The organism is Micromonospora sp. GCM10011542 (genome assembly GCF_042650685.1).
Taxonomy (GTDB): domain Bacteria; phylum Actinomycetota; class Actinomycetes; order Mycobacteriales; family Micromonosporaceae; genus Micromonospora.
In genome coordinates this window covers 404,564-429,796 of sequence record NZ_JBHSBO010000058.1, presented here as the reverse complement: position 1 = coordinate 429,796, position 25,233 = coordinate 404,564, and the positions used below count along the sequence as shown (strand labels likewise).

Below are 25,233 nucleotides of genomic sequence, written 5' to 3'. Positions count from 1 at the left end.
CCCGCGTTACAGCAGCGACAATTGCTCGGCGGCCGGCGGCGGTGGTGGCTCCGGCAGCCGGCGGTTGTCGCCGTGCTCGCCGCGGTGCAGCCCGTGCCGGCGCGACGCGATCCGCACCCGCGCGGTCAACTCCCGCTGGTACGCCTGCGGCGCGTAGGCGCCGGCCCGGTACAGCTCGCGGTAGCGGGGCACCAGGTGCGGATATTCGCGGGCCAGCCAGTGCGCGTACCACTCGCGGGCGCCGGGGCGCAGGTGCAGCGCCATCGGGGTCACGCTGGCCGCCCCGGCGGCGGCGATCGCCGACACGGTGGCGTCGATCGACTCGTCGCTGTCGCTGAGCCCGGGCAGGATCGGTGCCATCAGCACCCCGACGGAGAACCCGGCGTCGGCGAGCGCCCGGACGGCGTCGAGGCGACGCCGGGGGTGCGGCGTGCCCGGCTCGACGGTGCGCCAGAGCTGCTCGTCGACGGACCCGACCGAGTAGGAGATGCCCACCCGGGTCACCTCGGCGGCCTGACGCAGCAGTGGCAGGTCGCGCAGGATCAGCGTGCCCTTGGTCAGGATCGAGAACGGGTTGGCGAAGTCCCGCAGGGCGGCGATGATCTGCGGCATGAGCCGGTAGCGCCCCTCGGCCCGCTGGTAGCAGTCGACGTTGGTGCCCATCGCGACGTGCGCGCCCCGCCACTTCGGTGCCGCCAGCTCGCGCCGGACCAGCTCGCCGGCGTTGACCTTCACGATCACCTTCCGGTCGAAGTCTTCCCCGGCGTCGAGGTCGAGAAAGGTGTGAGTTTTTCTCGCGAAACAGTAAACACACGCATGGGAGCAGCCCCGGTACGGGTTGATGGTCCACTCGAACGGCACGCGGGACGTGCCGGGCACCCGGTTGATGATCGACTTGGCCTGCACCTCGTAGAACGTCATCCCGGCGAACTCCGGGGTGTCGAAGGTGCGGGCGATGGCGCCGGGCAGCGCCAGCGGCAGGGGTGGCGTCGCTGGCGCTGCCCGCTCGGGAACTCCCTCGGCCGGGGGAGCGGTGAGGTTGTCCCAGCGCATGGCCACTATTCGAACACGCGTACGAGTGAAGCGCAAGTGACTCGCCGGACACCCGTGCCCGATCGTGCGGTCCGGGGTGGAGGATGGAGCGCATGGAGACGTCGACCTTCGTCTACGACGGCGACTGCGCGTTCTGCACGAAGTGCGCGCAGTTCATCGAGCGCCGCATCCCGACCGGGGCGCGGGTGCTGCCGTGGCAGTTCGCCGACCTCGACGCGCTGGGTCTCACGGCGGCCGAGTGTGAGGAGGCCGTGCAGTGGGTCGGCGCGGACGGCTCCCGGGCCGCCGGCCCGGACGCCATCGCGAAGCTGCTGCGCGACAGTGGCCCGCTCTGGCGGATGGCGGGCGCCGGCCTGCAGTTTCCCCCGGCGCGCGCGGCGGCCTGGCCGGCGTACCGCTGGGTGGCCCGCAATCGGCACCGGCTGCCGGGTGGCACCGCGGCCTGCGCACTGCCGCAGGAGGCGCGGGAACGCCTCTACGGCCCAGCCGGCCGCCCCACCACCGGCGCCTGATCAACCAACGGAGCGGGCGCGGTCAGCGACGCCTCGACCGGCTCCGCGTCAACCTCGGCCGGGTCCGGTCCCTGCCGGCCGGTGAGGCGGCGGGCCCAGAGCAGCGGGCGGACCTTCTCCAGCGGCAGGAAGCTGGTCATCGCGGCCAGGTGCGGGGCGAACGAGATGGTGATGGTCGCGATGGTGACCACGTGGAACGAGTAGAAGAAGCCGACCATGGCCAGCCGCCAGCGGGCCGGCAGCAGGAAGACCACCGGGCTGAGCAGCTCGAAGGCCACGATGCCGAACTGGGCGACGATCAGCAGGTACGGCACCTGGGCGATCAGGTCCGCGAAGTCGGTGCCGCGCCGGATGATCGCCCGGGCCAGCACCGAGCCGGTCAGCCAGTCCAGCCCGCCGAAGCGCAGCTTGGCCCAGGCGGCCAGGAAGTACGTGCAGATCACCGCGATCTGGGTGACCCGTAGCGCCCAGCCGCCCGCCTCGGTGCGGGTGGCGTCGCCGTGGCGGGCCCGACCGGCGGTGGGCAGCACGGCCAGCGCGACGAGCAGCCCGATCCGGTCGTGGTCGACCTTGCCGTAGCTCATCGCGATGATCATCCACTCCAGGTACAGCGCGCAGACCGCCCAGCCGAGCAGCCGGGGCGCCCGGCCGGTGGCGGCGAGCAGGGCGAGCAGCAGCAGCGACCAGAAGATCACCGCGACCAGCGTCGGGGTGGGCGTGGGCAGCGGAAGCATCCGGCCGATCAGCAGCGGCTGGTAGAGCTCGCCGGGGACGCTGGCCCGGGTGCGTACCCAGGGAGTGAAGATCACCAGGTCGGCGGCGACGAAGAGGTAGATCAGGGTCCGGAAGGCGGCCACCCGGCCGCGTGGCACCGGCTCGGTCAACCAGCGGCTCACCGCGGCGCCTGCCAGCGGACCACGGTCTGGTCGGTGTGCCGGCCGGTGGGGCGACCGGCGCGGATGCCGTGCCAGCGGATCACGATGCGCACCTCGACCAGCGCGGCGGCGCCGGGGTGGCGCTCGGCGTACGCATCGGCGACCTCGGCGAGCAGCGTGGGGTCGGCGGCGTAGCGGTCCTGCTGCCCCTCGATCTCGGCGCGGCGGATGCCGGTCGCGTTCTGGTCGAGGTCGAGCACGGCTCCGCTGGTATCGACGCCCTCCACCCGGGTGTCCGGCGCGGGCGCGTCGGGCGGGTTGGAGGTGGAGTACATCCGGAACGGGCCGAACGGGAAGTTGTCGTCGGTGCCCCAGACGGTGCCGGCCAGCAGCAGCACGAGGCCGATCGCGGTCGCTCCCAGCCGGGCGGCGCGACCACGGGTGGTCAAGGTCTCCATCGGGTCGTGACGATACGGGATGTATCAGCCGCGTCGGGTCCCTCCGACGGACAGACCCGACTGCCCGGTACGACGAGAGGCCGGGCCCGTCGGGGCCCGGCCTCTCAGTGCCGTCAGGGGACGGCTCAGTGCTTGTGCTCGGCGAGCTGCTTGCGGACGTCGTCCATGTCCAGCGCCTGGACCTGCTCGATCAGGTTCTCCAGCGCGGACTCGGGGAGGGCGCCGGGCTGGGCGAAGACGATGACGCCGTCGCGGACCGCCATGAGGGTCGGGATCGACCGGATGTCGAACTTCGCGGCCAGCTCCTGCTGGGCCTCGGTGTCGACCTGGCCGAAGACGATGTCCTGGTGCTTCTCCGAGGAGCGCTCGTAGACCGGGGCGAACCGCTTGCACGGACCACACCAGTCGGCCCAAAAATCGACCAGGACGATGCCGTCGCTGCCGGTCACCTCGTCGAAGTTCGCCGAGGTCAGCTCAACGGTTGCCATTGCACTCTCCGATCACCGCGGTTTACCTACGACCCGTAGAACCAGGGCTGACCGTATCGAATTCCCGCCGGGCCGTGCGCGAAACGTGCCCGGGAGCCGGTCGGCGTGCACCCGCGGTCATCGACCCGTATCTGTCGGTCCCGAGGTGCGGAACGCAAGTGCAGGCCGTACTTTGCGTGACCAGCCGTGATGGGAGCGTTCCCAAGGAGATCCACCGGATCGACCGGTACGAATCGGTAACTTGACGCCTGACGAGGAGGTATCCCGTCGGCGGAGATCGCTCCCACGGTCACCATTCGTGACGGAGGGTAGTGTTACAAAAGGGTAAATGTGACGCCGGTCTCTGTTAAACCTACGGTGCCGTACGGCAGAATCTTCCGCATCAGAGCGTGGGCGGCGGGTGCCGGGGAGGGCCCCGCCGCTCATTGCGTCTCCCCTCGCGAGTGACCGGTGTGACATTTCCGCCCGGCTCGCGCCCCCGCGGTCGCCTTAACAAGCGGTAAGGCATGCTGTGCCGAACTCCATCGCCGCCCGTCGAAGGGTTACCAGGATGCAGTTCGGCCGCTACTACGAGGAGTTCGAGGTCGGCGCGGTCTACCGGCACTGGCCGGGCAAGACCGTCACCGAGTACGACGACCACCTCTTCTGCCTGCTCACGATGAACCACCATCCGCTGCACATGGACGCGCACTACGCCGAGACGGCGAGCCAGTTCAAGCGCAACGTGGTGGTCGGCAACTACATCTACTCACTGCTGCTCGGCATGTCGGTGCCTGACGTCAGCGGCAAGGCGATCGCCAACCTGGAGGTGGAGTCGCTGCGGCACGTGGCGCCCACCTTCCACGGCGACACCATCTACGGCGAGACCACCGTGCTGGACAAGCGGGAGTCCGGTTCCAAGCCCGACCGCGGCGTGGTGTCGGTGGAGACCCGCGGCTACAACCAGGACGGCACCATGGTCTGTGTCTTCCGCCGCCGGGTGATGGTCCCCAAGCGGGAGTACGCGGCCGCCGCCGTGCCCGAGGGCGTGGACCCGGAGCGGCCCAGCTTCCCCGAGCCGCGCTGAACGCACCGCCGGTCGGCCCTGGGCTCCTTCCCGCACCGCGTTCTGGTGGGGAAGGAGCCCTTTTCCCACTTTCGGGGCATATGCTGGCGCCGGAGGTTCCGATGAGCCACTCCGTCGCCGGAGAGCCGCCCTCTGCCGGTCGCCGTGCCGCACCCTTGACCACCGCCGTCTACTCCGCCGCCGAGTGGGATCTGCTGACCGGCCTGCCCGGCCGGGTCATCGTGGCCGCCGCCTCGCCCGGCCCGGGCCGGGCGGTCCGGGGCGTCGCCGAGGGGCTGGCCGGCCTGGACGCCGTGGCCGCCGGCCGGGCGTTCGACAGTGACCTGGTCCGCGCCGTGGTCGCCGCGATCTACGCCCGACACGACGGCCCCCCGGCCCCCGCCGAACGGCTCACCGATCTGGTGGACCTGCTCTCCGCCTGCCGGGCGGCGGTCCGCGTCCTCGAACGGCGCGCCGACCCCGCCGACTCGGCCGCGTACCGCCAGTGGGTGCAGTCCGTCGCGGCCCGGGTGTGCCGGGCGGTGCCCACGCCCGGCGAGCGCTCGGCGGAGCACCCGCTGAGCCCGGCCGACCGGCGCTTCCTGGAGCGGCTGGGCGGCGCACTCGGGTTGCGCTGACCGGCACCCGCCGACCCGCCACCGCCCCGGGGTCGGCGCGCTGGCCGGCGCGGTGGCCCGTACCCTCTGATGACCGTGACCGACGACCAGCTCGACGTGGGCGTGGGCCCCTGGCCGGGGGACCCGCCGGACGACCCCCGGTACGACCCGCAGCTGCTCGCCGACGGCGACCGGCGCAACGTGGTCGACCGCTACCGCTACTGGCGGCAGGAGGCGATCGTCGCGGACCTGGACCGGCGTCGCCACGGCTTCCACGTCGCGATCGAGAACTGGCAGCACGACTTCAACATCGGCACGGTGGTCCGCAACGCCAACGCGTTCCTCGCCGCCGAGGTGCACATCGTGGGTCGGCGACGCTGGAACCGGCGCGGAGCCATGGTGACCGACCGGTACCAGCACGTGCGGCACCACGAGACGATCGAGGAGTTCGTCGGGTGGGCGGCCGAGCGACGACTGCCGGTGTTCGGCATCGACAACCTGCCCGGCTCGCAGCCGCTGGAGACCGGCGTCCTGCCGCGCGACTGCGTCCTGCTCTTCGGGCAGGAGGGCCCGGGCCTCTCCGATCCGGCCCGGGCCGCCTGTGACCGGCTCTACTCCATCGCCCAGTACGGCTCGACCCGTTCGATCAACGCTGGCGTGGCCAGCGGCATCGCCATGCACGCCTGGATCCGTACGCACGCCGGTCCGCCGCCGGACTGAGCCCGCGCCCGGTCCGGCGCGCCCACGGACGGGTCGCCGCCACGGCGTGTCGGCCGGCCACCCCGGGTGCCGGATCGGGCGGTCCGCTTGACGTGCCGGTGTCGTGGGCGGACGGTGGGGTTGTGAGTGTCGCGGTGAGTTGTCCGAGATGCGGGGGCCCGGTGCGGGCGCCGGATCTGATGCACAGCGAGTCGAGGTGTCTGCGGTGTGGACCGGTGCCGCCGCTGCACGTGCCCGAGCACATCGGAGCGGAGATCGTGGCGAGTGTGGTCGAGCGGATCACCGCGGGCTCCGGCGCGCCCGGCACGCCGCTGTGGTGCCCGTGGCCGCTGCCGCCCGGTTGGACACTGACCGGCGTGGCGTACGCCGGGGACGACCTGACCGGGGTGCGGGCGACCGCCGTGGCCTGCGCCGGCCCGGCGCCGCTCGGTGGCGGCCCGGCCGACCTGGTCTTCGTCGCGGAGGAGCCGGGCGTCGGGCTGGGCACCCGGCTGGCGGGGCTGGCCGGCCCGGACCCGGGACCGGAACTGGCCGGGGCGTTGACCGACCCTGGGCCCGGGCACCCGGAGCACGTCGGGCAGGCCCGGATCCGGGTGGCCGGACATCCGACTCCACTGTGGCTGGTCAATTCTCCGGCGGATCGAAGTGCGTACGCCGGCGAGGCTCGGGGAATGTGGCTGCATGCGATAGCCTGGCCGGCGAGTGCGGGGCACCTGCTCGCGGAAGATGTCGTGCTGCACGACCTGACCGAGTGGACTCCCCCCGAGCTCGTGTACGGCGCACCGTCCCCGTACCTGCACGGGAAGGCTTGACAAGCCGTCCCGGAATGACGGAAGACGGACGCAGATATTCACTGTACGACACCACACTGATACTCTGGGTGCCGCTGCGGTAATGGGACCCGGCGCCGCGCGAGAGGATGGCCCGCCATGGTCAAGAAGGTCCTCACCTGGGCCGGAATCGCATTCTTGATCTTCTTCGTCGCCTACCGGCCAAACTCCGCGGCGGACGTGTTCAAGTCGCTCGGCGGCGGGATCATGGATATCGCCCAGGGGTTCGGCGACTTCTTCACCAGCCTCGTCGCCTAACCGCCGATGGGCAGCCCCTCCGGACCACCCTTCGACCCGGACGACCCCGACCGGGAGCGCCGCGAGCGCGACACCGAGCCGATTCCCCGGGTCGGGCCCGACGACGGCCCGGGCTACGGCACCGGCGCCGGCTTCTCCGACGGGCCGTCCCTATCGGACGATGCCGGCTACGGCGAGGGGCCCGGCTACGCCGGCGAGGGCCGGTCCGGCCGGGCCTGGATCCGTGATCCGGAGGCGGGTTACCAACCGCCGCAGATCTCCGAGGAGGAGCTGGCCGGGCTGCGCGCCGACGCGGCCGGCACCGCGCCCCGGCGGGTGCTGCCGCTGGAGGACGAGCCCAGCTCGCTGGTCGCCCGCTACCTCTTCCCCACCGAGCGCTACCGGGGCGAGTGGAAGCGGCACTGGATCCACCTCACCAACCCGCTGCTGATCGGCATCGCCGCGACCTTCGTGCTCGGCTACCTGTCCGGCTTCCTCGCCGGGCAGGACGTCGGCGCGCTGACCACCATCGCGGTGCTGCTCTGGTTCGCGGTGATGGGCTGGGTGGCCTGGAAGGTCGCCGACTGGTGGTACGACCGGTTCATCCTGACCAACAAGCGGGTCATGGTGGTCAACGGCATCATCACCCGCAAGGTCGCCATGATGCCGCTGGTCCGGGTCACCGACATGAAGTACGAGCAGACCCCGACCGGCCGCGCGCTCAACTACGGCACCTTCGTGCTGGAGTCCGCCGGCCAGGAGCAGGCCCTCCGCGAGATCAAGAATCTGCCCAACCCGAACGAGCTCTACCTGCGTGTGGTCGAGGAGATGTACGAGCCGCAGGCGGTGGAGGCCCGGCTGGGCAAGGAGGCCGACGAGGCCAAGGCCGACGACGGAGCATGAAGGTTTCCGTCCGAAAATCGGAGTAGGTGCACACCTTTCGCCGTCGACCGGAGCGCCCCGGCCGTGGCAACCTGCCAGAACGGACGGGGCGTGGAGGTGGGCGGTGGCGAGCAGGGACCCTTTGGAGGAGGAGTTCCGCGAGTTCGTCGCGGCCCGCTCCGCCGCCCTGCTGCGTACCGCGTACCTGCTGGCCGGAGACTGGGCCACCGCCGAGGACCTGTTGCAGACCGCGCTGACCAAGACGTACCTGGCCTGGAAGCGGCTCGGCGGGATCGAGGCAATCGAGCCGTACGCCCGGCGGGTCATGGTGAACACGTCGACGAGCTGGTGGCGGCGTCGCTGGCACGGTGAGCGTCCCACCGAGGTGCTGCCAGAGCGGGCCGGCGTGGACGAGATCGAGCAGCAGCTCGACCGCGACCTGCTCTGGCGGCATCTCACGGCCCTGCCGACCCGGCAGCGGGCGGTGCTGGTGCTGCGCTTCTACGAGGACATGTCCGAGGCGCAGACCGCCGCACTGCTGAACATCTCCCCGGGCACCGTCAAGAGCCAGACCTCCCGTGCCCTGTCCACGCTGCGCCGGCGGATGGGCGCGGACGCGCCGGGCCTGCCCGAGGGCGCCGCACCTGCCAGCACGCCCGCTCCGGGCCGCCGGCCGGTTCGGCCCGCCACCGCCCGCCGTACGCCGGGCCCGGCCGGTGCCCCCGGCGCTGGCGTCGTGGACGCCGTCGCGACGGGTACCGGTGGCCGGGCCACGGGTGCCGCCCCCGGACGTGAGCGGAGCGCCGCAGACGTGACGGCCGGTCGGGCCCGGAAGGTGTCGAATCTTGGCAGCGTCGGTCCGCGCCTCGGCGAGCCGGAGCAGCCGCCGGCCGCGCGGCCCGCATCCGAGCCCGCCCTGGTCGAGCCGGCGCCCGACCTGTCCACCGCACCGCCGGCCGTGCCGGTCGGCACGGGCGCCCGGGAGCACCGGTGAGCGTCATTCCGGGCCGGCCCGACAACCCGACGGGCCACCCGACGCGTCCTTACGAGGTGCGACGCGACGAGATGGAGGAGGCGGTGCGGGAGACCCTCTCGCGCCGGGTCGCCGTCGCGCGCCCGCTCGTCGCCGACCCGGCCGGTCAGGCCATCCGCCGGGCCAAGCGGATCCGTCGGCGGCGCACCGCGGCCGGGCTGGCCCTAGCGGCGACCGCCACCGTGGTGGTCAGCGCCGGCATGGTGCAGCTCGACGGTGACTCGGGTCGTCCGGCCACTCCCACCGTAGTGATCGGTGACCCGTACGCCTCCGGACGGCCGGTCCCGACGGCGAGCGTCGCCGGTCCGGAGCCCGTGCCGTCCGCCCGGGCGGCGGTCGACCTCATCGTCGGTACGACGTTGACCGGCGCGGACGGTGGACGGCTGGACCTGCCCGGTGTCGGTCGCGCCGAGCGCGCCCACCAGTTGCCCGACCAGTCCGGATGGCTGGTGGTCGGTGCGCCCGCCGCCGCCGGCCGGTCGCTCTGGGTGGTGCAACGCGACGGCCTGGTGCAGGTGCTGCTGGCGGGCGCGGCGGCGATCACCGTCGCGACGGACGGCCGGCAGGTCGCCTGGCGCGACGGGCCCGACCTGCTGGTCGCCGGGGTGGTCGGCACCCAGCTCATCGGACCGGTGCGTACGCCCGTTCCGGCAACCGCGGTACCCGTCGGGTTCGTCGGCGACAGCGTGCTGGTCCGCATCGACCGAACGAACCCCGGGTACGTGCTCTGGCGGCCCGGCGCGGGCAATCTGCGCTCCGGGACCGACCGCGGCACCCTGAACGTCTACGGCTCGCTGCCCGACGGCCGGCTGATCGGCCAGGTGATGGCCGGCACTCCGCCCCGGCCCTGCCTGGCCGTGCTGGACCCCACCCGCAACCTGAGGCCGCAGCGCACCGGTTGCGGCGCGTTGCTGAGCCAGGACGGGGCCGGTGGGGTCTCCGCCGACGGGCGGTGGCTGCTGGCGAACGGGAGGGCCGGCCAGGCCGAGAGTGCGCTGCTGATCGACCTGAACCGGCTCGGTCCGGACACGCCCGTCGTGCCGGCCGGCCCGACCGTGACCGGAGCGGTCGCCTGGCCGACCGGCTCCGACGCCGCCTACGTCGACGCCGCCGGCGGTCTGGTCCGGGTCGCGGTCGACCGGGTGCTCGCCGGCGAGCCGGCCAGCGCCGTCCCGGTCGCCGGTGCCGGGCAGGGGCAGCGCCCGGTCGTGGTGACCGGCCCCTGACGCCTCCGGGCGCCGCCCGGGCCGGGGAAGTCGGTAGCGTCGGGCGAATGACCTCGCGTACCGGCTCGGCTCGGCGGATCGACCTGCACACGCACTCCACGGCCAGCGACGGCACGTTGAGCCCGGCCGAGCTGGTCCGGGCGGCCGCCGACGCGGGGCTGGACGTGTTCGCGATCACCGACCACGACACCACCGGCGGGTGGGCGCCAGCCGTCGCGGCGCTGCCGCCGGGGCTCAGCCTGGTACGCGGCGCGGAGTTGTCCTGTCGCTGGTCCGGCGCCCACCCGGCGGTGCCGCTGCACCTGCTGGCGTACCTGTTCGACCCGGACCACCCGGAGCTGGTCGCCGAACTGGCCCGGGTGCGGGCCGCCCGCGAGGAGCGGGGTGAGCGGATGGTCGCGCTGCTGCGGGCCGACGGCATCGACGTGCGCTGGACGGACATCCTGGCCGGCGCGGGCGGTGGCACGGTGGGCCGCCCGCACATCGCGCAGGCGCTGATCCGGGCCGGGCTGGTGAGCAGCACCCGAGAGGCGTTCGGCGCGGACTGGCTGGGCGAGCGGTACCGGCTGCCCAAGGAGGACATCGACGTGTTCCAGGCGGTGCGGCTGGTCCGGGCGGCCGGCGGCGTCCCGGTCTTCGCCCATCCCCGGGCCACCCGGCGCGGCCGGGTGGTGCCCGACGAGCTGATCGCCGAGCTGGCCGCCGCCGGGCTGGCCGGGTTGGAAGCCGACCACGAGGACCACAGCCCCGCCGAGCAGGCGCACGTCCGTGCCCTCGCCGCCGAGCTGGGCCTGCTCGTCACCGGCTCCTCGGACTTCCACGGCACCCACAAGACGGTCCAGCTCGGGGCGTTCACCACCGGGACGGAGGCGTACGAGCGGATCGTCGCGCAGGCCGGTGGGGTGACCGAGGTCGCTTCGGGCTGATCCGCGTTTCCGCTGCTGGTGCCGCGGATAGGTTGATCACGTGGATCTGAAGCTGTTCGGCGAAGTCTTCGTGACCCTGCTGGTGATCACCGACCCGCCGGGCATGATGCCGATCTTCCTCGCGCTGACCGGCCCGCTGCCGGCCCGGGAGCGCAACCGGGCGGCCTGGCAGGCGGTCGCGCTGGCGCTCGGCGTCATCGTGATCTTCGCGGTGGCGGGGCAGACGCTGCTCGACTACCTGCACGTCGACCTGCCCGCGTTGCAGGCCGCCGGTGGGCTGCTGCTGGTGCTGGTCGCCTTGGAGCTGTTGACCGGCAAGGCCGACGACCCGAGCCAGCAGGTCACCTCGAACATCGCGCTGGTGCCGCTGGGCACCCCGCTGCTGGCCGGCCCGGGCGCCATCGTGGCGACCATGCTCTTCGTCCAGCAGGCCGACGGGCTGACCGACTTCACCGCCATCGCCGCCGCGATCGTCGCCGTGATGGTCGCGGTCTGGATCGTGCTGCGCTTCTCCGGCGGCATCGTGAAGATCCTGCGTCCGGGTGGGATCGAGGTGCTGACCCGGATCGCCGGTCTGCTCCTGGCGGCGATCGCCGTGCAGCTCATCGCGGACGCGGTGGCCGCCTTCGTCACCCTCTACGTGAACATGGCCTGACTCGGCGGTGACCGGGCCACCGGGATGTCGGGGGTGGATGGCAGGATCGCAGGCGTGCGACGAGCCTCTTCAGCCGGACGACCCGCCGCCGGTGGTCGGGCGCCCCAGCCCCGTGCCGGCGGTGCCGAGCAACTCGGCTTCGAGGGCATGCCCGAACGGCTCTTCGTGTGCACGCCGAGCAAGCTCGGCACGTACGCCGACTGCCCCCGGCGCTACCGCTACTCCTACGTCGACCGCCCAACGCCGCCGAAGGGCCCGCCGTGGGCGCACAACTCGCTCGGCGCGAGCGTGCACACCGCGCTGAAGAACTGGTACGCGCTGCCCGCCGACCGGCGTCGCCCGGAGGTGCTGGCCACGCTGCTCAAGGGCACCTGGGTCCGCGAGGGCTACCGCGACGACGAGCAGGAGCGGGCCGCCTATCGCCGCGCGCTGGGCTGGCTGGAGGCGTACGTCGACACGCTGGAGCCGGGTGCGGATCCGCTCGGGGTCGAACGGGTGGTCGCGGTGAAGACCGCGGTGCTGGCCTTCAACGGTCGCGCCGACCGGATCGACTCCCGCCCCGGGCCGGAGGGCCCGGAACTGGTGATCGTCGACTACAAGACCGGCCGCACCGGGCTGGACGCCGACGACGCGCGCGGCTCCCAGGCGCTGGCGCTCTACGCGTACGCGGCCGAGCGGGTGTTCCGCCGGCCGTGCCGCCGGGTCGAGCTGCACCACCTGCCGACCGGCACTGTCGCCGGGCACGACCACACCGCCGAGTCGCTGGCCCGGCAGGTCACCCGCGCCGAGGAGACCGCCCGCGACATCATGGCCGCCGAACGGGCGGTCACCGACGGCGCCGATCCGGACGACGCCTTCCCGGTGGCGCCCGGCCCGCGCTGCAGCTGGTGCGACTACCGGCGCAGCTGTCCCGTCGGCGCGCAGACGCCGGGCAAGGAGCCGTGGGCGGCCGTCGAACGGACCGTCGAGCCGCTCCCCGGCCAGGACTGACGGGCCGGCGCGCCGTGCCGCTGATCTCGTGAGCGGAATCGGCCGGGTCAGCGGGTCAGCGGGTCGCCGGCCAGGCGCTCGGCCCGCTCCTTGGCGGCCAGCTGCAACGGGCCCTCCCGGTAGCGGCGCGGCACCGCCGCGAGCGCCAGCCGCAGGGCCCGCACGGTCAGGTCCGCCGACAGCTCTGTGGTGGGCAGCCCGAGGCCCCCGTACATCCGGCGGGCCCAGGCCGGCAGCAGGGCGAACGCGGTGCCGGCGATGCCCAGGTACGCCCAGCGGGGCGGCCCGAGGGTGAGCCCGAGGCGGGCGGGCAGGCTGAGCTTCCACGGCAGCGGCGGGGCGGTGAGGAACAGCGCCGTCTCGGCGGCCTCCCGGGTCATCCGCAGCTCCGGCCGCACGGCGCGGTAGTACTCCGCCACCTCGTCGGCCGTCCCGGGGACGGCCGCCGGGTCCAGGCCGACGAGAGCCGCGGAGCGGCGCTGCTCGGTGTAGTAGCCGTCCACCTCGTCGTCGGTGAGGGGCAGACCGGCGCGGCGGGCGGTACTGAGGAACGACTCGACCTCCGTGACGTGCACCCAGCGCAGCAGGTCCGGGTCGTCGACCCGGAACTCCTCGCCGGTCGACGGGTCGCTGGCGCGCATCCCGGCGTGCAGCCTGCGGAGCCGGGCCCCGGCGGTCTCCGCCTCGGCGGTCGTGCCGTAGACGGTGGTCGCCACGTAGGTGGCGGTGCGGACCAGGCGTCCCCAGGCGTCGGTGCGGTAGTTGCTGTTCTGCGCCACCCCGGCCATCGCCCTCGGGTGCAGCGCCTGCAGGTAGAGCGAACGCAGGCCGGCGACGATCAGGATCGGCTCCTCGTGCACCTTCCACGTGACCGATCCCGGACCGAAGAGGCCGAGGTCATCGGAGTCCACCGACCAAGAGTGCCACGGCCGGCGCATTGCCACCGTGCCGTACGGACGGTTGGAGGTGGTCGACCCGCCGGTGTCAGTGCGTCAGTCGTCGGCGGAGCGACGGGTCTGACAGGTGGGGCAGAGGCCCCAGAAGGTCACTTCGGCCTCGTCCACCTCGAAGCCGTGCGCGATGCTCGGGTCGAGGCAGGGGGCGCTGCCGACCGCGCAGTCGATGTCGCCGATCTCGCCGCAACCCCGGCAGACCACGTGGTGGTGGTTGTCGCCGGCCCGCGCCTCGTACCGGGCGGGACTGCCGGCCGGCTCGATCCGGCGGGACAGACCGGCCCGGGAGAGCGCCCCCAGCACGTCGTAGACCGCCTGGGTGGAGACCGAGTCGAGGCGTTCCCGGACCCGCCGGGTGATCTCGTCGACCTCCAGGTGCCCGCCGCCGGCGAGCACGTCCAGCACCGCGAGGCGCGGTCGGGTGACCCGCAGACCCCTCGATCGGAGCAGCTCCTCGGCAGTCGACATGCGCCAATGACACCACGCGCCACCAGCGCCGACAACCGACCTCCGGGCAGGGGTGGCCCCGGCCACAGGTGTCGACGTACCCGGTCGGGGGCGCTGGTGAACCTGACCGGTCCGGCGCGCGTGTGACTGATCAAGAGCTGGGCGGGACCACCGGCGGGTCGTACGCTGGCAACGCCCTGACCATGATCCACCCGGAGGTGTCGATGTTCGAGGAGATCCTGGGTCTACCGGCACACGTCCTGGTGGTCCACGCGGTCGTCGTGTTCGTTCCTCTGCTGGCGGTCCTCGCCATCGCATACGTGGGGCTGCCCCGGTGGCGGTCCCGGCTGGACTGGGCGGCGGGGATCCTGGCCGTGGTGGCGCCGGTGACCGCGTTCGTGGCCGTCGAGTCCGGTGAGGCGTTCACCGACGCGCTGGTTGCCCGGGGCTTCCAGGGCCAGATCCTCAACCAGATCTTCGAGCACTCCCGGTACGGCGACATCCTGTTCCGGATCGTCGTGCCGCTCGGGATCGCGGTGATCCTGCTGCTCGTGGCGACCAGCGGGCATCCCCGCGTACCGCGGCTGCCGGCGCTGGTCACCCCGGTGCTGGGCGTGGCGATCGTGGCCCTGTCCATCGCCGCTCTGGTCTACGTCTACCTGACCGGCCACTCCGGCGCCGACGCCGTCTGGGGCACCACCCTCTGACCGGTCCGCCGCAGGCCGCCGCTCTGCTCTCGGATCAGAAGATGACCCGGGAGCAGAGCAGGCAGACCAGGACCACCAGCACCACACCGGCCGCCGCGCCGAGGCCGTAGGTGAGTCGCTGGGCGCGCTGCTCCGAGGCGTCGAGGTCCGCCGCGTCCTGCGGCGGCAGGTGGCGGGGCGGTGCGGGCTCCAGGTGTACGGGCGGACGCCAACCGGCCGGCGGCGGCACACTCGGCGGCGGCCCGGTGTACCCGCCCGTCGATGTCTGGGGTGGCTGGGTGCCTGCCGGTGTGGCCCCAGGCTCGATCGGGGCCTGATCGGGCGGAGGCTGGGCGGGCGTCCCCGCGCCGCCGGTCCCGGGTCGTCGCCAGTAGTCGTCCGGGGAGCTGCCACCGCTGGGGGTCGTCACGCCGTCCGACGCTACCAACGCGGCCGGTGGTCGGCCGGCTTCTGCCCGGCGCGCCACCGTCGGCGGCGATCCTGGCGCCGTGACCTGCGCTAGTCTTGCCGCTCGTGAGCACCGACCCGGGTACGCAGGGCGCGCGCGGCGACGACGACCGCACCGTCGACCTGAGCGACGACTTCGTGGTGCTGCCCGAGCAGACCGCCGACGACACCGACCGCGGCTGGGGCGAGCGGGCCGGCGGCAACGACGACTGGCTGCTCGCCGAGCGCCCTCCGCACTGGGACTGACCCCGGCGCGCGCGGTCAGCCGCGGACGACGATCGCGAAGCGGCTGCCCTCGGGCAGGCCGACGGCGTGTCTCGCCTGGTCGGGGCTGAGCGCCAGGTAGAGCGCCGAGGTCCCGTCGGCGGCGCCGGCTCCGAGTACGTCCAGCACCAGGGCTCGACTGGCGAGCAGAGCCGCCTCGGTGCTCGCCCCGCCGGGCGGCGCCGCGAGCAGGTCGACCAACGCCCCAGGGCGGACCACCGCCAGTGCGGCCGGCTCGGCCAGTCGAACCGGCACCCCGACGGCGCCGCTGGGCAGCGGCAGCGGCCCGGCTGAGGATCGTGGGTTGCCGACCGTCCCCTCGGCGCCGGTCGGCCCGGCCCTGCCCGCGCCCGTCGGTCCCGCTCCGTCCTGGCCGGTCGGTCCCGCTCCGTCGACCGCCTCTTGCGCGTCGGCCGGGGTGCGGGGAGGAGACGGCGCGGCGCGGGTCGTTGGCGGGCGCCCCGTCGGGGTGTGCAGGACGGCGGCGGCCAGGGCGAGCAATGCGGCGACCAGGCCGGCCCGGAGCAGCACCCGCCCGCCCGGCAGGCGTGGCCGGCGCAGCGGGCGCAGGGCCGTTGCCGAATCCGGATCTGCGGTCGCCATGTGCCGCCTCCCATCCCGGGCGTCGCAGCGACACCCGCGGCAGCAGGTTAGGGCGGTCGGTGCCCGGTCAGCCGGCCGTCGGCCCGGCCCTGTGGACAACTCTCCAGCCTGTGGACAACGCCCACGGCCAGACCTGACCTGCTAAAGGCGTCGACCGCGCGAGACGTGGCGGGACGGCCCCGATGATCCGTCAAGCCTCGATGATCGACTCCGTGTCGGCGATGTAGGGGTGTCCAGGTCGCGAGGATGTCCCCATGTCGGCGATCTTGAGTCGATCAAGCCCGGCTCCGCCGAATGACGGGGCCGGGCTGGGTGATCAGGGCGTGGAGGTCGGCGTCAGGACGCGGAACTGGCCGCCGGGGCCTTGCTGCCGCTCGACCCACCGCTCGACGAGGACGACGAGGACCCCGAGGACGACGAGGACCCCGAGGACGAACCGTTCGAGGAGCCCGAGGACGACCCGGAGTCGCTACCCGAGGACGACGACGAGGACGAGTCGGACTTGGTCGGCTTGCTGGCCGTGCCGCCGGTCGGCGCGTCGGCGCCCGACGAGCGGGAGTCGGTGCGGTAGAAGCCGGAGCCCTTGAAGACGATGCCGACCGAGTTGAAGACCTTGCGCAGCCGTCCCGTACACGTGGGGCACTCGGTCAGCGGCTCGTCAGAGAAGGACTGCACTGCCTCGAGCTGGTGACCGCACGCGGTGCAGGCGTACTGGTACGTGGGCACGTTCTCCTCCGGAAAGCTCGGCCGGTTGGCACTCGACGTATTCGAGTGCCAATGGTGCGTCATCCGCCCCGGGTTCGTCCAGCAGACGTGTGGGGCACGACACCCGGCGGCGTGTCCGGGCCGGCGTCAAGCGTACGCACCCCGTCGGCGGGGGTGACGACCGCGCGTACCGGGCGGTCGTGCGGCTCGGTGGGCAGCGTCTCGACCAGCTCGCCGTCGTGCAGCGGGACCACGGTCAGCGTGTCCGCGGATACCCGGGCCAGCGCCCGGTCGTACGAGCCGCCGCCGCGTCCGAGCCGCCGGCCGCGCCGGTCCACCGCCAACGCCGGTACGACCACCAGGTCGGCGTCGGTGACCGCGCCCACGCCCAGTCGCGGGCCCGTCGGCTCTCGGATACCCCGCCCGGCGGCGGCCAGTCCGTCCGGCCCGGTGTAGGTCGCCCAGTCCAGGTCGAGGTCGTCGCGGAGCACCGGCAGGAGCAGTTCGGCGCCGGCCGGCAGGGCGGCCCGCAGCACCGCCGGCAGGTCGGCCCCGCCCGGCTCCGAGCCGACCGGCACGTACGCCGTCATGCGGTTCGGACGCAGCCGGCGTACCAGGGCGACGAGCTCGGCCTGGACGCGCCCGGCGGCGGCGGCCCGCGCCGGACCGGTCAGCGCGCGGCGGTGGGCGAGCAGCGCGACGCGGGCGTTCCGCTTCGCCACAGCCGTCACTTCCGCTTCATAAGAAAATTCCGGCACGCAACACTCCTGACGCAACGCCGCTCCCACCGTGGCTCTGTGTCAGCATCGCAGCATCGGAGGCGGAACTTCCGGGGGGACCGAGTGACGCTACGCGGGCGGTTGACGGCAGCCTTCCTCGCGGTGGTGCTCGGGCCGGTCCTGCTCGGCGCGTTCTTCGTCGCCTCCACGGTGACCGCCGTCGATCGCAGTCGCTCCACCGAACGCCTCGCCGTGGCCGCGTCCGCCGTGCGAACCTCCGTCGACGCGCTCTGCCAGCAACTGCGCGCCGCCGCCGACGCGGTCGCCCTCACCGACGACCGGGCCGCCACCGCCAGTCAGGTGGTCGCTCGGGGCCTGGCCGCCGCGGTGCTGGTCACCGACGTGACGGGCCGGGTCACCTACGCCTCTCCCGGCGCGCCGACGATGCCCTGGCGGGACTGCTCCGGCTCCGCGCCGGCGGCGTCCGGGCCGGTCGGCGCGCTGAGCGCCCGGGTCGACCTGCGCGACCGGGCCGGCAACCTGCTGGGTACGGTCGCCGCCGCGCAGCTGGTCGATCCGGCCTTCGTGGCCCGGCTGGCGGCCGCGACCGGCGTCGCGGTCACCCTGCTCGACGACGGCGCGACGTCCGCCCGGGTCACCCACACCACCGAGTCCCGACAGGTACGCGACGCGGTGCTGGCCGCCGCCGGCAGCCTCGACGGCGAGCGGGTCACTGAGACCGGCGACGGCCGGTACGTGCGGCGGATCGGCGCGACCGCCGGGCAGCCGCTGCCCCTGGTGCTCTCCGTCCCCAGTGAGCAGCCGCCCGGGCTGTACGCGACGCTGGCCGCCGTCGTCGTGCTGGCCGGGCTGCTCGCCGTACTCGCCGCCTGGCGGCTGGCCCGGGTGACCACCCGACCCCTGGTCGAGCTGGCCGGCGCGGTGGACCGGGTGGCGCACGGTGACCTGAGCACCCGGGTGCCGGTGCGCAGCCGTGACGAGCTGGGCCGGCTTGCCGCCGCGTTCAACCGGATGACCCGCGAGACCGGCTCGTACGTGGCGGCGCTGACCAGCAGCCGGGACCAGCTGCGCGGGCACCTCGCGGTGCTCGGCGACACCCTGGCCAGCACACACGACCTGCAACGCATCCTGCGGGTGATCCTGCACAGCGCGATCGCGGCCACCGGGGCCCGGGCCGGGGCCGTGCTGCTGGTGGAGGCCGGTGGCGTGCTCGTCGCGCAGTGCGCCGAGGGGCTGGACGGGCGCTGGCCGGAGAGCGACGAGGTCGGGCCGCCGACCCTGCGGGTGCCGGTCGGCACCGGCGTGGTCGGGGCGGTGGCCGCCACCGGAGTGCCGCAGCGCGGTCGGGTGGAGCCGTCCGAGGTCCCGGCGGGCGAGCCGCGCTGCCGGACGTACATCGCGGTCCCGTTCGCCGCTCCCGGCACGCCGGCCACACCCGGCGGCTCCGGCGCCGCTTCGGCGTCGGCCGGTTCCGCCATGCCCGGCGGAGCTCCGAGGTCCGACACCGCGTCGACGTCCGGCACCGCTCCAGCGTCCGCCGGTGCTTCCGGCGTCGGCGGCGCGGCGCGGCCCGGCGACGGCGAAGGAGCCGTTGAGGAGGGCGGCGCGACCGCGGCGGCGCTCGGCGTGCTGGTCCTCTACGACCGGTTGGGCGCCGACGAGTTCGACGAGGACGACCTGGTCACCCTGCGGACCTTCGCCGGGCACGCGGCGGTGGCGGTGGACAACGTGCGGGTGCACGAGGAGGCGCAGCGGCTCTCGCTCACCGACGCGCTCACCGGGTTGTGGAACTACCGCTACCTGCGCGAGTCGATCCGGCGGGAGGTGGAGCGGGCCAGCCGGTTCGGCCGGATGCTCAGCGTGCTCGCTCTGGACCTGGACCGGTTCAAGGACGTCAACGACACCTACGGGCACGCGGCCGGGGACACCGTGCTGGCCGAGTTCGCCCGGCGGGTGCGCGGGGAGATCCGCGAGGTCGACCTGGCCTTCCGCCAGGGCGGCGAGGAGTTCGTGGTGCTGTTGCCGGAGACCGACGCCCGGGGCGCGGCGATCGTCGCGGAACGGCTCGGGGCGGCCGTACGCGACACCGCGATCATCGTCGAGGCGCACGGTGGCGGTGGGTCGATCGTGGTGACGGTCTCGGTGGGCATCGCCGTCTACCCCGACCACGGCAGCACCGGCCGGGAGGTGCTGGAGGCCGCCGACGACGCCCTGTACGCGGCGAAGGCCGCCGGCCGGGACACCTACCGGGTGGCCGAGGTGCGGCCGGAGGTGCCGGTGCGGGAGATCCCGGTTCCGGCCGCGGCGGTGAGCCCACCGGACGGCCTGCCCCGCGCCGGTCGGGTCGCGCCGGTCGCCCGGCCCGCGCCCGCGCAGGCCCGCCCGGAGCCGCCCGACGGGTCGGCGGACCCGGCGGACGCGGGCCCCGACGCGGCGCGGGCCGGGCCGGACGCCGCCCGGCCCGGCTCGGGTGGCGGCGCGTCTTCCGGGCCACACCCGCCGCGGCAGAGCCGTGGCCGATAGTCTCGCGACATGTCGGAGCACTCAGCGAACCCCTCATCGACGGTCGCCGCAACCGGCCGTCCCCGGGCGGTCAAGGCCGTCATCCCGGCCGCCGGTCTGGCCACGCGTTTCCTGCCGGCCACCAAGGCGGTGCCCAAGGAGCTGCTTCCGGTGGTCGACCGACCGGTGCTGCAGTACATCGTCGAGGAGGCCACCCAGGCGGGCATCGGCGACGTGTTGCTGATCACCGGCCGGGGTAAGACGTCGATGGTGGACCACTTCGACCGGCGGCCCGACCTGGAGGCCCGGCTGGAGGAGAAGGGCGACGCCGAGCGGCTGGCCGCGGTACGCCGGCCCAGCGAGCTGGCCGAGATCTACACCTGCCGTCAGCCGGAACAGCTCGGGCTCGGCCACGCCGTCGGGTACGCCGAGTCGCACGTCGGCGACGCGCCCTTCGCGGTGCTGCTCGGCGACGAGTTCGTCAAGCCCTCCGAGCCGCTGCTGCCCGCGATGCTGGAGCTGCAGGCCCGCACCGGTGGCGTGGTGCTCGCCTTCTTCGAGGTGGACCCGGCCGAGACCAAGCGGTACGGCATCGCGTCGGTCGAGCCCGCCGAGGCGGAGCTCAGCGACATCGGCGAGGTCGTCCGGGTGACTGGGATGGTGGAGAAGCCGCAGCCGGAGGAGGCGCCCAGCAACCTCGCGGTGCTCGGCCGGTACGTGCTCCCGGGCACGATCTTCGACGCGATCCGGCGGACCAAGCCGGGCAGCGGCGGCGAGATCCAGTTGACCGACGCGATGGAGCTGCTGCGCACCGAAGGCACCCCGGTGCACGCGATCGTCTACCGGGGCACCCGCTACGACACGGGGATGCCGCTGGGCTACCTCCAGACGGTGGTCCAGATCGCCGCCGAGCGCGAGGACCTCGGCCCCGAGTTCCGCTCCTGGCTGGCCGACTTCGTCAACGCCGACACGGCGGGCGGATCTGGTACATGACCGCGACGGCCGACGCCGAGGCGGCCGCGAACGAGTTGACGCCGCTCGCCGACTACCTGGGCAGTGTGCTGCGCAGGTTACGCGCGCTGCCTCCGCTCGACCTCGACCTCACCCAGGCGCACGGCAACGTCCTCGCCGAGGACGTCGTCGCGCCGCACGCGTTCCCGGCCTTCGACCAGGCGGCCGTGGACGGGTACGCGGCCCGCTGGGAGGACATCTCCGGAGGCGGCCGGGGCGCGGGTTACGTCCCAGCCCCCTCCGGCGCGCCGGGTGGGCGCAGCATCCGGCTGAACGTGGTCGGCGATCTCGGCGCCGCGAGCTGGCGGCCGGTCCGGCTCACGCCGGGTGCGTGCTTCTCCGTGGCGGCCGGGGCGCCGCTGCCGGGCGGCGCGGACGTGGTGGTCCCGGTGGAGTGGACCGACCAGGGCATGGCCGCCGTGGAGATCTTCCGCGCCCCCAAACGGGGGTACGGGGTACGCCGCGCCGGTGAGGAGCTGCCGGCCGGCACGCTGCTCGCCCGCGCCGGCACGTACGTCTCGCCGGCGCTGGTCGCGGTCTTCGCCGCCACCGGCATCGGGCACGTGGTGGTCCGGCCCAGCCCACGGGTGGTGATCGTGGCGACCGGCGACGAACTGGTCGACGTGGGCCGGGGCAGCCAGCCGGGCCAGGTGGTGGACGCGAACTCGCACGCGCTGACCGCCGCCGCGGCCGAGGTGGGCGCGCTCGCGTACCGGGTGGGCATCTGCGACGACGACCCGGAGGGCCTGCGCGGGCTGCTCGAGGACCAGACGCTGCGCGCCGACCTGATCATCACCACCGGGGGCACCGGCACCGGCCCCGGCGACATGGTGCGGCGGATCCTGTCCCGCCGGGAGGGCAACCGCGCGGGGCCGGTCACCTTCACCGACGTGGCGCTCTATCCCGGTACGGCGTTGGGCTTCGGCACGGTCGGGGCCGAGGAGGTGCCGGTGGTGTGCCTGCCCGGCGACCCCGGCGCCGCCCTGATCGGCTTCGAGGTGCTGGCCCGTCCGGCGATCCAACTGCTCGCCGGCGCCGAGCCGGTGTTCCGGCCCAGCGTACGGGCGCACCTGCTGGAGACGGTGTCGTCCCCGGGCGGGCTGCGCGAGTTCCGGCCCGCGCACGTGGCCGAGCGACGCGGCGGCGGCTACACGGTCCAGCCGCTGAGCGGGGGGCCGTTCACCCTCTCCGGGCTGGCCGAGGCGAACGGGCTGCTGGTGCTGGGGGAGCGGGTGACCACGGCCGCCGCCGGCTCCACCGTGGACGTCCTGCTGCTGGACCGCCGCCGGTGAACGTGGAGCGTCCACTTGCGCGTGGCCCGGTCCCACACGGGAGACTGGACGGGTGAGTCTCTTCGGGCCCGCACGCGCGCCGGGCTGGCCGACGGTGCTGGTCGACGGGCCGGTGCTGCTGCGCCCCTACCGGCGTTCCGACGCGGCGGCGTGGTCGGAGGTGCGCCGGGCCAACCGGGCCTGGCTGGCGCCCTGGGAGTCGTCGTTGCCGGGCAGTTGGGACGAGCTGAACTCGCCGTCCGCGTTCCGGTGGGTGCACCGTGACCAGCGGCGTTCCGCCCGCGAGGGTGAGGGCATGCCGTTCGCGGTCTGCCTGCGCGAGGGCGACCGGGATCGGCTGGTCGGTCACCTCAACGTGGGCAGCATCGTGCGGCGCGCGTTCTGCTCCGGCTACGTCGGCTACTGGGTGGACGCCCGGGTGGCCGGCCAGGGGGTGATCCCGACCGCGTTGGCGCTCGCCGTGGACCACGTGTTCGGCCCGGGTGGACTGCACCGGGTGGAGGTCAACATCCGGCCGGAGAACCGGCCGTCGCGGCGCGTGGTGGAGAAGCTGGGCTTCCGCGAGGAGGCGTACCACGTGCGCTACATGCACATCGACGGCGCGTGGCGCGACCACATCGGATACGCGATGACCAGTGAGGACATTGCCGCCGAGGGCGGCCTGCTGGCCCGCTGGCATCGGATCCGCGCTGCCGCGCGGTGAGCCGTCCCACGGACGGGATCGGCGCGGCGCAGCGGCATCCCGGTCGGTGCGCCGTAACCTCAAGTAACTGCAAGCTGCGGCAAGCGCTGCCCGTCCGGACGATCCACGCACCCGAGCGCGATCGGTGGAAGATCCTGCGGCCGGGCGGTGGTTGCTCCGAATTCGGTGACGGGAGGGGTGAGGGTGCCGACCTCGGTGCTCCTCGCCGTCCTCGCCGCCGCCGGCCTGCTCGCTCTGGCCCCGGCGCTGGTCCGCCGGTACGACGCCACCGAGCGGCTGGTGGCGGAGCGGGCGCAGTCGACGGCGCGGGTACTCGAGCGCCGCCGGCGGCGTCGTACTGTGCCGGGACGGCGACCCGTCCACCCACCGCGCTCGCTCGTCGTCACGCTCAGTGAAGATGCGACTACGGGCTTGCTGGGTGCGCCGGTGTCCGCGCCGCCCGCGGGTCGCCGGTCCGGCCGGCTGCGTGCCGTGCCGGCCGCCGCCAAGCGCTCCCGCCGCCGGCCGCCGCCCGGCCGGCCGCACACCCCCGCCGTCTACCGCCGCCGCCGGGTCCTCGCCGCCCTGCTGCTGCTCAACGTGGTCGAGTTGATCGGCGTGCTGCTGGTCAGCCCGGGCTTCTGGATCGGCTTCACGGTGACCTTCCTGCTGCTGGGTGCGTACGTCGTACACCTGCGGGGTCGGGCCCTGGCCGACCGCCGGCGGCGGCGTGCGCGGGCCCGCGAGGCGGCCTGGCTGGCCGCCCGGCAGGCCGAGGTGCGCCGCGAGCAGGCCCGCCGCGCCGCGGCCCGCCGGGAGGCGCAGCGCCGCCTCGCCGCCCAGCGCGAGGTGGTACGCCGTGCCGCCATGGGCCTGGACCGCCCCGGCGACCTGCCGGCCGCGGCTAGTGGTGGTTCGGTCTCCTACCGGCGCTCCGGCGGCCTACGGGGCCGCCCCTACGAGGCGGGCCGCACCTCCCACCCGGCGTGACCGCCGCCGCCCCACCTGGCCGCCGCGCCGGCGCCTTGATCGACTCGGTTTCCTGGAACTCGGGGTGTCACGGCCGGAAGGCCCGATTTCCAGGAACCCGAGTGGATCTTTGAGTGCGGCGGGGGATCGCGCCGGGGGCGGATTCGCGGTGGAGGCCGGCGACCTGTTAGCCTTGTCGCCGGCCCGCCCGGTGAAAGCCGGGTGGGACCGAAGCCGGTTCGCCGGTGGAGGGGTTGTGGCGCAGTCCGGTAGCGCACCTCGTTCGCATCGAGGGGGTCAGGGGTTCGAATCCCCTCAACTCCACCCAGTTTGAAGGCCGTTTTCGCTCGTCGGAGACGGCCTTTTCCATGCCGTGACGAGTTACCGCCGGATTCCGTCCGGTCCGTCCGTCAACCCTGGGTCACCTGATACCCAGGTGTGATGGAGAGCACGCAGCAGGGCCGCGTTCCGCGAGGAGTGTCGGTGCCTGCGACGTCAGCTGCTGAAGTCGCCGCTGACGTCCCGGGCGTCCTCCTGGACGTGCTCGCCCGGATGCCGGCCCTGGATCTCGTCGCGCCGCATCACCCGTTCCGCCTCCGCCCGTTCATCCTGGTTCATGTCGCCCAGCCGGGCGTTCTCCGGCCCGCCCACCTGCTCGACCCCGTCCTTTGCCCACTCCACGCTCATGTCGCCTCCTGTGATCGCGGCGGATCGGATGCCGTCCGCACCGCCCGCGTCCCCACCCTCCGGGGCGGAAAACCTGGACCGCGAAGGGCTCGGCCTGAAGCTGCCCGGCGCGCTAGCTGAACTTGCCCGCCACCGCATGGTCCAGGGTGGTCACCCTCCCCGTCTCCAGCACTTCCCGCAGTCTGCGCAGGTTCGCCGGCACCTCCCCGGCGGGCGGCTTGCCCAGCAACGCGAGGACCCGGTGCCCGAGCCGTCCCAGCGGCGTCCGCATCACCTCGCGTACCTCGGTCTCGTCGCCCGTGGGGCCGCTGGTGAAGTGGACCGTCCAGTACGTCCGCAGCCCGGGCAGGGAGCGGGTCTGGTAGCCGATGACCTCGTTCGAACGCTCCTCGGTCACCCTCATCGTCGACGTCAGCCGAACGCCCAGCGGGCCCTGGATCCTCCATCGGGACTCCGCCGGGCCGACCTGTTCGACGGCCATGACATCGCCCAGAAACCGTGACAAATTCCGGAAGTCGCGATAGAACGTGAAGACCTCACCCACCGGGCGCCGGATCGTCACTTTCGCCTCGACCGCATCGTGTGCTCGCGGTCGCCACGATGTTCTCCGCATCGCAGTCTCCGATCGATCGACCAGCCGTGGGACCTGCTCTCGACGGTCTGACGCGCGTCGCGTA

At 73.7% G+C, this 25,233-nt stretch carries 31 protein-coding genes, 1 tRNA gene and 1 pseudogene; 21 read left to right on the top strand and 12 right to left on the bottom strand.

Translation table 11 applies throughout. From position 1 onward, the window contains the following. Positions 1-6: 6 nt before the first annotated feature. Positions 7-1,053: an Rv2578c family radical SAM protein gene (locus tag ACFOW4_RS22765; protein WP_377530942.1), complete on the bottom strand. Its 1,047-nt coding sequence runs from the start codon at positions 1,051-1,053 to the stop codon at positions 7-9. Positions 1,054-1,145: 92 nt separating this feature from the next. Between ACFOW4_RS22765 and ACFOW4_RS22760 the strand changes: the two genes are divergently transcribed. Next, a complete protein-coding gene (locus ACFOW4_RS22760; protein ID WP_377530940.1) occupies positions 1,146-1,565 on the top strand; it encodes a thiol-disulfide oxidoreductase DCC family protein in 420 nt (139 codons plus the stop codon). Here ACFOW4_RS22760 and ACFOW4_RS22755 read toward each other — a convergent pair. The 3 genes from ACFOW4_RS22755 to trxA form a co-directional block, all read right to left on the bottom strand. Further along, a complete protein-coding gene (locus tag ACFOW4_RS22755; protein ID WP_377530938.1) occupies positions 1,529-2,461 on the bottom strand; it encodes an MFS transporter permease in 933 nt (310 codons plus the stop codon). The two genes, ACFOW4_RS22760 and ACFOW4_RS22755, sit on opposite strands and share 37 nt — an antisense overlap. Beyond that, positions 2,458-2,898 (bottom strand): hypothetical protein, encoded by a 441-nt coding sequence (locus ACFOW4_RS22750; protein WP_377530937.1) that lies wholly within the window; start codon positions 2,896-2,898, stop codon positions 2,458-2,460. The genes ACFOW4_RS22755 and ACFOW4_RS22750 overlap by 4 nt, the downstream gene beginning before the upstream one ends. Before the next feature lie 125 nt (positions 2,899-3,023). Then, positions 3,024-3,386: a thioredoxin gene (gene trxA / locus ACFOW4_RS22745; protein ID WP_377530935.1), complete on the bottom strand. Its 363-nt coding sequence runs from the start codon at positions 3,384-3,386 to the stop codon at positions 3,024-3,026. A 550-nt stretch (positions 3,387-3,936) separates the two neighbouring features. Between trxA and ACFOW4_RS22740 the strand changes: the two genes are divergently transcribed. From ACFOW4_RS22740 to ACFOW4_RS22690, 11 genes are all read left to right on the top strand, one after another. Next, entirely contained in the window at positions 3,937-4,452 is a 516-nt protein-coding gene (locus tag ACFOW4_RS22740) for a MaoC family dehydratase (RefSeq protein ID WP_377530932.1), read from the top strand. An 80-nt stretch (positions 4,453-4,532) separates the two neighbouring features. Beyond that, positions 4,533-5,069, top strand: coding sequence for a hypothetical protein (locus ACFOW4_RS22735; protein WP_377530929.1), 537 nt, complete (start codon positions 4,533-4,535; stop codon positions 5,067-5,069). Between the two features lie 69 nt (positions 5,070-5,138). Beyond that, the gene (locus tag ACFOW4_RS22730) at positions 5,139-5,768 is read left to right on the top strand and encodes a TrmH family RNA methyltransferase (RefSeq protein ID WP_377530926.1); all 630 of its coding nucleotides are present in this window, start codon (positions 5,139-5,141) and stop codon (positions 5,766-5,768) included. A 92-nt stretch (positions 5,769-5,860) separates the two neighbouring features. Then, complete coding sequence (locus tag ACFOW4_RS22725) at positions 5,861-6,580, top strand: DUF6758 family protein (RefSeq protein WP_377530923.1); 720 nt, start codon at positions 5,861-5,863, stop codon at positions 6,578-6,580. 117 nt (positions 6,581-6,697) lie between these two features. After that, positions 6,698-6,856: a hypothetical protein gene (locus ACFOW4_RS22720; RefSeq protein ID WP_007455302.1), complete on the top strand. Its 159-nt coding sequence runs from the start codon at positions 6,698-6,700 to the stop codon at positions 6,854-6,856. Positions 6,857-6,862: 6 nt separating this feature from the next. Further along, positions 6,863-7,738, top strand: coding sequence for a PH domain-containing protein (locus tag ACFOW4_RS22715; RefSeq protein WP_377530921.1), 876 nt, complete (start codon positions 6,863-6,865; stop codon positions 7,736-7,738). Between the two features lie 103 nt (positions 7,739-7,841). Then, complete coding sequence (locus ACFOW4_RS22710; RefSeq protein ID WP_377530920.1) at positions 7,842-8,711, top strand: SigE family RNA polymerase sigma factor; 870 nt, start codon at positions 7,842-7,844, stop codon at positions 8,709-8,711. After that, the gene (locus tag ACFOW4_RS22705) at positions 8,708-9,976 is read left to right on the top strand and encodes a hypothetical protein (RefSeq protein ID WP_377530918.1); all 1,269 of its coding nucleotides are present in this window, start codon (positions 8,708-8,710) and stop codon (positions 9,974-9,976) included. The genes ACFOW4_RS22710 and ACFOW4_RS22705 overlap by 4 nt, the downstream gene beginning before the upstream one ends. A gap of 47 nt (positions 9,977-10,023) precedes the next feature. After that, complete coding sequence (locus tag ACFOW4_RS22700) at positions 10,024-10,902, top strand: PHP domain-containing protein (protein WP_377530915.1); 879 nt, start codon at positions 10,024-10,026, stop codon at positions 10,900-10,902. 40 nt (positions 10,903-10,942) lie between these two features. After that, positions 10,943-11,557, top strand: coding sequence for a MarC family protein (locus ACFOW4_RS22695; protein ID WP_377530913.1), 615 nt, complete (start codon positions 10,943-10,945; stop codon positions 11,555-11,557). Positions 11,558-11,704: 147 nt separating this feature from the next. Then, on the top strand, positions 11,705-12,547 hold the full coding sequence (locus ACFOW4_RS22690; protein ID WP_377531710.1) for a RecB family exonuclease: 843 nt from the start codon (positions 11,705-11,707) through the stop codon (positions 12,545-12,547). A gap of 47 nt (positions 12,548-12,594) precedes the next feature. On the opposite strand, the gene ACFOW4_RS22685 is transcribed toward ACFOW4_RS22690, so the two are convergent. Next, on the bottom strand, positions 12,595-13,458 hold the full coding sequence (locus tag ACFOW4_RS22685; RefSeq protein ID WP_377530912.1) for an oxygenase MpaB family protein: 864 nt from the start codon (positions 13,456-13,458) through the stop codon (positions 12,595-12,597). A gap of 81 nt (positions 13,459-13,539) precedes the next feature. After that, positions 13,540-13,968 carry a Fur family transcriptional regulator gene (locus ACFOW4_RS22680; RefSeq protein ID WP_377530909.1) on the bottom strand — a complete coding sequence of 143 codons (429 nt, stop codon included), beginning with the start codon at positions 13,966-13,968 and terminating at the stop codon, positions 13,540-13,542. A 203-nt stretch (positions 13,969-14,171) separates the two neighbouring features. Between ACFOW4_RS22680 and ACFOW4_RS22675 the strand changes: the two genes are divergently transcribed. Continuing rightward, positions 14,172-14,654 (top strand): hypothetical protein, encoded by a 483-nt coding sequence (locus tag ACFOW4_RS22675; RefSeq protein ID WP_377531709.1) that lies wholly within the window; start codon positions 14,172-14,174, stop codon positions 14,652-14,654. 34 nt (positions 14,655-14,688) lie between these two features. On the opposite strand, the gene ACFOW4_RS22670 is transcribed toward ACFOW4_RS22675, so the two are convergent. Then, complete coding sequence (locus ACFOW4_RS22670) at positions 14,689-15,063, bottom strand: hypothetical protein (protein WP_377530907.1); 375 nt, start codon at positions 15,061-15,063, stop codon at positions 14,689-14,691. 95 nt (positions 15,064-15,158) lie between these two features. On the opposite strand from ACFOW4_RS22670, the gene ACFOW4_RS22665 reads away from it, so the two are divergent. Beyond that, on the top strand, positions 15,159-15,347 hold the full coding sequence (locus ACFOW4_RS22665; RefSeq protein WP_377530905.1) for a hypothetical protein: 189 nt from the start codon (positions 15,159-15,161) through the stop codon (positions 15,345-15,347). A gap of 15 nt (positions 15,348-15,362) precedes the next feature. Here the strand turns inward: ACFOW4_RS22665 and ACFOW4_RS22660 are convergent, their stop codons facing one another. Beyond that, positions 15,363-15,968, bottom strand: coding sequence for a flagellar biosynthesis protein FlgA (locus ACFOW4_RS22660; protein WP_377530904.1), 606 nt, complete (start codon positions 15,966-15,968; stop codon positions 15,363-15,365). A gap of 364 nt (positions 15,969-16,332) precedes the next feature. On the opposite strand from ACFOW4_RS22660, the gene ACFOW4_RS22655 reads away from it, so the two are divergent. After that, positions 16,333-16,539 (top strand): hypothetical protein, encoded by a 207-nt coding sequence (locus tag ACFOW4_RS22655; protein WP_377531746.1) that lies wholly within the window; start codon positions 16,333-16,335, stop codon positions 16,537-16,539. Between the two features lie 62 nt (positions 16,540-16,601). On the opposite strand, the pseudogene ACFOW4_RS22650 reads toward ACFOW4_RS22655, so the two are convergent. Both ACFOW4_RS22650 and ACFOW4_RS22645 read right to left on the bottom strand, forming a co-directional pair. Then, positions 16,602-16,757: pseudogene (locus ACFOW4_RS22650) on the bottom strand (FmdB family zinc ribbon protein); the annotation flags it as partial. Next, positions 16,754-17,431 carry a 5-formyltetrahydrofolate cyclo-ligase gene (locus tag ACFOW4_RS22645; RefSeq protein ID WP_377530902.1) on the bottom strand — a complete coding sequence of 226 codons (678 nt, stop codon included), beginning with the start codon at positions 17,429-17,431 and terminating at the stop codon, positions 16,754-16,756. The pseudogene ACFOW4_RS22650 and the gene ACFOW4_RS22645, both read right to left, overlap by 4 nt. An 84-nt stretch (positions 17,432-17,515) precedes the next feature. Between ACFOW4_RS22645 and ACFOW4_RS22640 the strand changes: the two genes are divergently transcribed. From ACFOW4_RS22640 to ACFOW4_RS22615, 6 genes are all read left to right on the top strand, one after another. Further along, the gene (locus ACFOW4_RS22640; protein WP_377530900.1) at positions 17,516-19,936 is read left to right on the top strand and encodes a diguanylate cyclase; all 2,421 of its coding nucleotides are present in this window, start codon (positions 17,516-17,518) and stop codon (positions 19,934-19,936) included. A gap of 9 nt (positions 19,937-19,945) precedes the next feature. Further along, positions 19,946-20,908: a UTP--glucose-1-phosphate uridylyltransferase gene (locus tag ACFOW4_RS22635; RefSeq protein WP_377530898.1), complete on the top strand. Its 963-nt coding sequence runs from the start codon at positions 19,946-19,948 to the stop codon at positions 20,906-20,908. Beyond that, positions 20,905-22,218: a gephyrin-like molybdotransferase Glp gene (gene glp, locus ACFOW4_RS22630; protein WP_377530896.1), complete on the top strand. Its 1,314-nt coding sequence runs from the start codon at positions 20,905-20,907 to the stop codon at positions 22,216-22,218. Before ACFOW4_RS22635 ends, glp begins: the two co-directional genes overlap by 4 nt. Before the next feature lie 52 nt (positions 22,219-22,270). Then, a complete protein-coding gene (locus ACFOW4_RS22625) occupies positions 22,271-22,921 on the top strand; it encodes a GNAT family N-acetyltransferase (protein WP_377530893.1) in 651 nt (216 codons plus the stop codon). 177 nt (positions 22,922-23,098) lie between these two features. Next, complete coding sequence (locus tag ACFOW4_RS22620) at positions 23,099-23,890, top strand: hypothetical protein (RefSeq protein ID WP_377530891.1); 792 nt, start codon at positions 23,099-23,101, stop codon at positions 23,888-23,890. Between the two features lie 229 nt (positions 23,891-24,119). Further along, a tRNA-Ala gene (locus ACFOW4_RS22615) sits at positions 24,120-24,193 on the top strand. Between the two features lie 171 nt (positions 24,194-24,364). On the opposite strand, the gene ACFOW4_RS22610 is transcribed toward ACFOW4_RS22615, so the two are convergent. Then, positions 24,365-24,556 carry a general stress protein CsbD gene (locus ACFOW4_RS22610; protein ID WP_377530888.1) on the bottom strand — a complete coding sequence of 64 codons (192 nt, stop codon included), beginning with the start codon at positions 24,554-24,556 and terminating at the stop codon, positions 24,365-24,367. A 112-nt stretch (positions 24,557-24,668) separates the two neighbouring features. Then, entirely contained in the window at positions 24,669-25,169 is a 501-nt protein-coding gene (locus ACFOW4_RS22605; RefSeq protein ID WP_377530886.1) for an SRPBCC family protein, read from the bottom strand. Between the last annotated feature and the right edge of the window lie 64 nt (positions 25,170-25,233).

Bases quoted from the DNA above. Each gene is read 5' to 3' on its own strand.
- ACFOW4_RS22765 (WP_377530942.1), bottom strand. From the start codon at position 1,053: ATGCGCTGGGACAACCTCACCGCTCCCCCGGCCGAGGGAGTTCCCGAG.
- ACFOW4_RS22760 (WP_377530940.1), top strand. From the start codon at position 1,146: ATGGAGACGTCGACCTTCGTCTACGACGGCGACTGCGCGTTCTGCACG.
- ACFOW4_RS22750 (WP_377530937.1), bottom strand. From the start codon at position 2,898: ATGGAGACCTTGACCACCCGTGGTCGCGCCGCCCGGCTGGGAGCGACC.
- trxA (WP_377530935.1), bottom strand. From the start codon at position 3,386: ATGGCAACCGTTGAGCTGACCTCGGCGAACTTCGACGAGGTGACCGGC.
- ACFOW4_RS22740 (WP_377530932.1), top strand. From the start codon at position 3,937: ATGCAGTTCGGCCGCTACTACGAGGAGTTCGAGGTCGGCGCGGTCTAC.
- ACFOW4_RS22735 (WP_377530929.1), top strand. From the start codon at position 4,533: ATGCTGGCGCCGGAGGTTCCGATGAGCCACTCCGTCGCCGGAGAGCCG.
- ACFOW4_RS22730 (WP_377530926.1), top strand. From the start codon at position 5,139: ATGACCGTGACCGACGACCAGCTCGACGTGGGCGTGGGCCCCTGGCCG.
- ACFOW4_RS22720 (WP_007455302.1), top strand. From the start codon at position 6,698: ATGGTCAAGAAGGTCCTCACCTGGGCCGGAATCGCATTCTTGATCTTC.
- ACFOW4_RS22715 (WP_377530921.1), top strand. From the start codon at position 6,863: ATGGGCAGCCCCTCCGGACCACCCTTCGACCCGGACGACCCCGACCGG.
- ACFOW4_RS22700 (WP_377530915.1), top strand. From the start codon at position 10,024: ATGACCTCGCGTACCGGCTCGGCTCGGCGGATCGACCTGCACACGCAC.
- ACFOW4_RS22690 (WP_377531710.1), top strand. From the start codon at position 11,705: ATGCCCGAACGGCTCTTCGTGTGCACGCCGAGCAAGCTCGGCACGTAC.
- ACFOW4_RS22680 (WP_377530909.1), bottom strand. From the start codon at position 13,968: ATGTCGACTGCCGAGGAGCTGCTCCGATCGAGGGGTCTGCGGGTCACC.
- ACFOW4_RS22675 (WP_377531709.1), top strand. From the start codon at position 14,172: ATGTTCGAGGAGATCCTGGGTCTACCGGCACACGTCCTGGTGGTCCAC.
- ACFOW4_RS22660 (WP_377530904.1), bottom strand. From the start codon at position 15,968: ATGGCGACCGCAGATCCGGATTCGGCAACGGCCCTGCGCCCGCTGCGC.
- ACFOW4_RS22635 (WP_377530898.1), top strand. From the start codon at position 19,946: ATGTCGGAGCACTCAGCGAACCCCTCATCGACGGTCGCCGCAACCGGC.
- glp (WP_377530896.1), top strand. From the start codon at position 20,905: ATGACCGCGACGGCCGACGCCGAGGCGGCCGCGAACGAGTTGACGCCG.
- ACFOW4_RS22610 (WP_377530888.1), bottom strand. From the start codon at position 24,556: ATGAGCGTGGAGTGGGCAAAGGACGGGGTCGAGCAGGTGGGCGGGCCG.
- ACFOW4_RS22605 (WP_377530886.1), bottom strand. From the start codon at position 25,169: ATGCGGAGAACATCGTGGCGACCGCGAGCACACGATGCGGTCGAGGCG.